Here is a 4465-nt window from a genome sequence, read left to right on the forward strand (position 1 = left end):
CGTCGCGGCCGGCCGACCTCCGCGCGGGTCGGCGCCCGCCCTGCCCTGCCGCGGCAGCCCTCGAGGAGCTGGGCGGGCCCGCCGCGAGGGGAGGCCGAGCCGCGACCAATCAAACTCAGGACTCGGGGATGATGTCGAGGGCCGCGAAGATGCGCGCGGTGACCTCGTCGACCGTGCCCATCCCGTCGACCTCGACGAGGATGCCGCGGGCGCGGTAGAGCTCGATGAGGGGCTCGGTCTGCTCGGTGTAGAGGTCCTGCCGCTTGCGGATGACGTCCTCGGTGTCGTCGGCGCGACCCTCGGTCTGGGCGCGCTGCAGCAGCCGGGCGACGAGCTCGTCGGCGTCGACGGTCAGCACGACCGCCGCGTCGAGCTTGTGGCCGGTGAAGGTGATCATCCCGTCGAGCTCCTCGACCTGCGCGGTCGTGCGCGGGTAGCCGTCGAGGAGGAAGCCCGGCTTGGCATCGGGCTCGTCGATCCGGTTGCGGACCATCTTGTTGGTGACCTCGTCGGGGACGTAGTCACCGGCGTCCATGAAGCGCTTCGCCTCCACCCCGAGCTCGGTCCCCTGGGACACGTTGGCCCGGAAGATGTCGCCGGTGGAGATCGCAGGAATGCCGAAGTGGTCCGCCACCGAGGTGGCTTGGGTCCCCTTGCCGGCACCGGGAGGGCCCATCAGGATGAGGCGCATATGGCTACCGCAAGAATCCTTCGTAGTTGCGCTGCTGGAGCTGGCTCTCGATCTGCTTCACCGTGTCGAGTGCGACGCCCACCATGATGAGGATCGAGGTGCCACCGAACGGGAAGTTCTGGTTGGCCTCGATCAGCACGAGGGCGATCAACGGGATCAGTGAGATCAGTCCGAGATAGATGGCGCCAGGCAGCGTGATGCGGGACAGGACGTAGGACAGGTAGTCCTCGGTCGGCTTGCCCGCCCGGATCCCGGGGATGAAGCCGCCGTACTTCTTCATGTTGTCGGCCACCTCTTGCGGGTTGAAGGTGATCGAGACGTAGAAGTAGGTGAAGAAGATGATGAGGGCGAAGTAGGCCGCCATGTAGTAAGGGTGGTCGCCCTTGACGAAGTGGTCGTTGATCCAGCCGATGTAGGCCGGCGCGTTCTCCGAGTTCTGGTTGAACTGGACCGCCATGGCCGGCAGGTAGAGCAGCGACGAGGCGAAGATGACCGGGATGATGCCGGCCTGGTTGACCTTGAGCGGGATGTAGGTCGAGCTGCCGCCGAACATCTTGCGGCCGACCATGCGTCGCGCGTACTGCACGGGGATCCGGCGCTGGGCCTGCTCGATGAAGATGACGGCCGCGATGATGACCATGCCGATCACGATCACGATGGCGAACGTCCACCAGCCCTGGGTCTTGCCGACGGCCCACAGCGCGGTGGGGAACGTGGCGACGACCTGGGTGAAGATGAGGATCGACATGCCGTTGCCGACGCCGCGCTCGGTGATGAGCTCGCCCAGCCACATGATGACGGCGGTGCCGGCGGTCATCGTGACGACCATGACGAGGAACGTCGAGAGGTTGTTGTTGTGCAGCAGCGGGTCGGAGCAGTTCTGGAGCAGGTTGCCCGAGCGCGCGAGCGCGACGATGCCCGTGGCCTGGAGGACCGCGAGGCCCAGCGTCAGGTAACGGGTGTACTGCGTGATCTTGGTCTGGCCCGACTGACCCTCCTTCTTCAGCGCCTCGAGCCGCGGGATGACCACGACGAGCAGCTGCAGGATGATGCTGGCGGTGATGTAGGGCATGATCCCGAGCGCGAAGATCGTGAGCTGCAGGAGCGCGCCGCCGGAGAACAGGTTGATGAGGGTGTAGACGCCCTCGCTGTTGGCGCTGTCGCCCAGGCACTGCTGGACGGCGGACACGTTGACGCCCGGGGCGGGGATCTGCGAGCCGGCCCGGAAGATCACGATGATCGCCAGGACGAACAGCAGCTTCTTGCGCAGGTCCGGGGTACGGAAGGCGTTCACGAACGCGGTGAGCACGTGTCCTCTTTCTCCAGCAGATGAGGTCCTGGACCTGACGACGCCGACGTGAGGGACACACCGGAGCACCAGCGCAGGGCCTGGGGAAGCCTAACAGGCGACGAAGGGGCGCCCCGCATCAACGGGGACGCCCCTTCATCTGTCGAACGAGTGGTGGTCAGGCCACGGTGACCGAGCCGCCTGCGGCCTCGATCTTCTCCTTGGCCGAGGCCGAGAAGGCGTGGACCGCGACCGTCACCGGTACGGCGATCTCGCCCTGGCCCAGGATCTTGACGGGCAGGTTCTTGCGGACCGCGCCCTTGGCGACCAGCGAGTCCACCGTGACGTCGCCGCCCTCGGGGAACAGCGCGCTGAGCTTGTCGAGGTTGACGACCTGGAACTCGACCCGGAACGGGTTCCGGAAGCCCTTGAGCTTCGGGAGCCGCATGTGGATCGGCATCTGGCCACCCTCGAACGCGACCGGGACCTGGTAGCGGGCTTTCGTGCCCTTGGTACCGCGGCCCGAGGTCTTGCCCTTGGAACCCTCACCACGACCGACGCGGGTCTTGGCCTTCTTGGCACCCGGCGCGGGGTGCAGGTGGTGCAGCTTGAGCGTCATGTCACTCGACCTCCTCGACCGTCACCAGGTGACGGACGGTGTGGACCATGCCACGGATCTCCGGGCGGTCTTCCTTGACGACCACGTCACCGATGCGCTTGAGGCCGAGCGAGCGGATGGTCTCGCGCTGGTTGGCCTTGCACCCGATGGTCGACTTCAACTGCTGGACCTTGAGCTGTGCCATCAGGACACCCCCGCCGCAGCGGCCTCGGCGGCCTCGGCGCGACCCTCGGCCTGCGCCTTGAGCAGCGCCGCCGGGGCGACGTGCTCGACGGGCAGGCCACGACGGGCCGCGACGGCCTCGGGCTGCTCGAGCATGCGCAGCGCCTCGACGGTCGCGTGCACGATGTTGATCTGGTTGGACGAGCCGAGCGACTTGCTCAGCACGTCGTGGATGCCGGCGCACTCGAGCACGGCGCGCACCGGGCCACCGGCGATGACGCCGGTACCGGGCGAGGCCGGGCGGAGGAAGACGACGCCAGCCGCCTTCTCACCCTGCACCGGGTGGGGGATGGTGCCCTGGATGCGGGGCACCCGGAAGAACGCCTTCTTGGCCTCCTCGACACCCTTGGCGATCGCCGCGGGCACCTCCTTGGCCTTTCCGTAGCCGACGCCGACCATGCCGTCGCCGTCGCCGACGACGACGAGGGCGGTGAAGCTGAAGCGACGACCACCCTTGACGACCTTGGCGACGCGGTTGATCGCGACGACGCGCTCGAGGTACTGGCTCTTCTCGGCGCCCTGGCCACGGCCGCCGTCACGGCCGCGGCCCTGACGGTCGCCGCCACCGCGCTGTCCGCGCTGGGGTCCACTCATGAGTCTCTACTCCCTGTTCGTGTTGGTCGCTGGCCTAGAACACGAGCCCGCCGGAGCGGGCCCCGTCCGCCAGGGCCGCGATCCGGCCGTGGTACTTGTTGCCGGCGCGGTCGAAGACCACGGTCTCGACGCCCTGCGCCTTGGCGCGCTCGGCAACGAGCTCACCCACGCGCGTCGCCTTGGCGCTCTTGTCACCGTCGAGGCCGCGCAGGTCGGCCTCCATGGTCGAGGCCGAGGCCAGCGTCTTTCCGATCAGGTCGTCGACGACCTGGACGGTGATGTGCTTGCTGGAGCGGGTGACCACCAGGCGCGGACGCTCGGCGGTGCCACTGAGCTTCTTGCGGCCGCGCACCTGGCGCTTGAGCCGCGACTGCGGGCGCTTGGACGCGTGCTTCTGCTGCTTGATCTTGACAGCCATGGACTACTTACCAGCCTTTCCGACCTTGCGGCGGACGTGCTCGCCGGAGTAGCGGACACCCTTGCCCTTGTAGGGCTCGGGCTTGCGGAGCTTGCGGATGTTGGCGGCGACCTCGCCGACCAGCTGCTTGTCGATGCCGACCACGCCGAGGCGGGTCGGACCGTCGACGGTGAAGGTGATGCCCTCGGGGGCGTCGAAGACGATCGGGTGCGAGTAGCCGAGCTGGAACTCGAGCTGGGTCGGTCCCTTCGACAGCACGCGGTAGCCGACACCGACGATCTCGAGCTTCTTCTCGTAGCCGTCGGTGACACCGACGACCATGTTGTTGACCAGCGTGCGGGTCAGTCCGTGGAGCGACTTGCTGATGCGGTCGTCGTCGGGACGCTTGACGTCGAGGACGCCGTCGTTCTGCTCGACCACGATCGGTGCGGCGACGGTGTGGCTGAGGGTCCCCTTGGGACCCTTGACGGTCACCTGGGGGCCGTCGATGGCCACGTCGACACCGGACGGGACCGTGACGGGGAGCTTGCCAATGCGCGACATGCTTCTACTTCTCCTTGTCTCGGTCTCGGGTCACCAGACGTAGGCGAGGACTTCTCCGCCCACGCCCTTCTGGTTGGCCTGGCGGTCGGT

General features: G+C 67.5%; 7 protein-coding genes. All 7 read right to left on the reverse strand.

The features are described from left to right. Positions 1-115 precede the first annotated feature (115 nt). The 7 genes from Q7T52_RS04915 to rplF all read right to left on the reverse strand — a co-directional run bounded on the left by Q7T52_RS04915 (position 116) and on the right by rplF (position 4375). Positions 116-691 carry an adenylate kinase gene (locus Q7T52_RS04915; RefSeq protein WP_304799961.1) on the reverse strand — a complete coding sequence of 192 codons (576 nt, stop codon included), beginning with the start codon at positions 689-691 and terminating at the stop codon, positions 116-118. A 4-nt stretch (positions 692-695) separates the two neighbouring features. Then, positions 696-2000, reverse strand: a complete 1305-nt coding sequence (gene secY, locus Q7T52_RS04920) for a preprotein translocase subunit SecY (RefSeq protein WP_304799963.1) — start codon at positions 1998-2000, stop codon at positions 696-698. Between the two features lie 157 nt (positions 2001-2157). Further along, complete coding sequence (rplO, locus tag Q7T52_RS04925) at positions 2158-2598, reverse strand: 50S ribosomal protein L15 (protein WP_304799965.1); 441 nt, start codon at positions 2596-2598, stop codon at positions 2158-2160. A 1-nt stretch (position 2599) separates the two neighbouring features. After that, positions 2600-2782, reverse strand: a complete 183-nt coding sequence (gene rpmD, locus Q7T52_RS04930; RefSeq protein WP_304799967.1) for a 50S ribosomal protein L30 — start codon at positions 2780-2782, stop codon at positions 2600-2602. Then, positions 2782-3414, reverse strand: coding sequence for a 30S ribosomal protein S5 (rpsE, locus tag Q7T52_RS04935; RefSeq protein WP_304799969.1), 633 nt, complete (start codon positions 3412-3414; stop codon positions 2782-2784). The genes rpmD and rpsE overlap by 1 nt, the downstream gene beginning before the upstream one ends. A 34-nt stretch (positions 3415-3448) precedes the next feature. Then, the gene (gene rplR, locus Q7T52_RS04940; RefSeq protein ID WP_304799971.1) at positions 3449-3832 is read right to left on the reverse strand and encodes a 50S ribosomal protein L18; all 384 of its coding nucleotides are present in this window, start codon (positions 3830-3832) and stop codon (positions 3449-3451) included. A gap of 3 nt (positions 3833-3835) precedes the next feature. Next, positions 3836-4375 (reverse strand): 50S ribosomal protein L6, encoded by a 540-nt coding sequence (gene rplF, locus Q7T52_RS04945; protein WP_304799972.1) that lies wholly within the window; start codon positions 4373-4375, stop codon positions 3836-3838. Positions 4376-4465 lie beyond the last annotated feature (90 nt).

This window comes from Nocardioides sp. (genome assembly GCF_030655615.1).
GTDB lineage: Bacteria > Actinomycetota > Actinomycetes > Propionibacteriales > Nocardioidaceae > Nocardioides.

Coding starts and splice junctions, on each gene's coding strand:
- rpsE (WP_304799969.1), bottom strand. CDS start 3,414: ATGAGTGGACCCCAGCGCGGACAGCGCGGTGGCGGCGACCGTCAGGGC.
- rplR (WP_304799971.1), bottom strand. CDS start 3,832: ATGGCTGTCAAGATCAAGCAGCAGAAGCACGCGTCCAAGCGCCCGCAG.
- rplO (WP_304799965.1), bottom strand. CDS start 2,598: ATGACGCTCAAGCTGCACCACCTGCACCCCGCGCCGGGTGCCAAGAAG.
- rplF (WP_304799972.1), bottom strand. CDS start 4,375: ATGTCGCGCATTGGCAAGCTCCCCGTCACGGTCCCGTCCGGTGTCGAC.
- Q7T52_RS04915 (WP_304799961.1), bottom strand. CDS start 691: ATGCGCCTCATCCTGATGGGCCCTCCCGGTGCCGGCAAGGGGACCCAA.
- rpmD (WP_304799967.1), bottom strand. CDS start 2,782: ATGGCACAGCTCAAGGTCCAGCAGTTGAAGTCGACCATCGGGTGCAAG.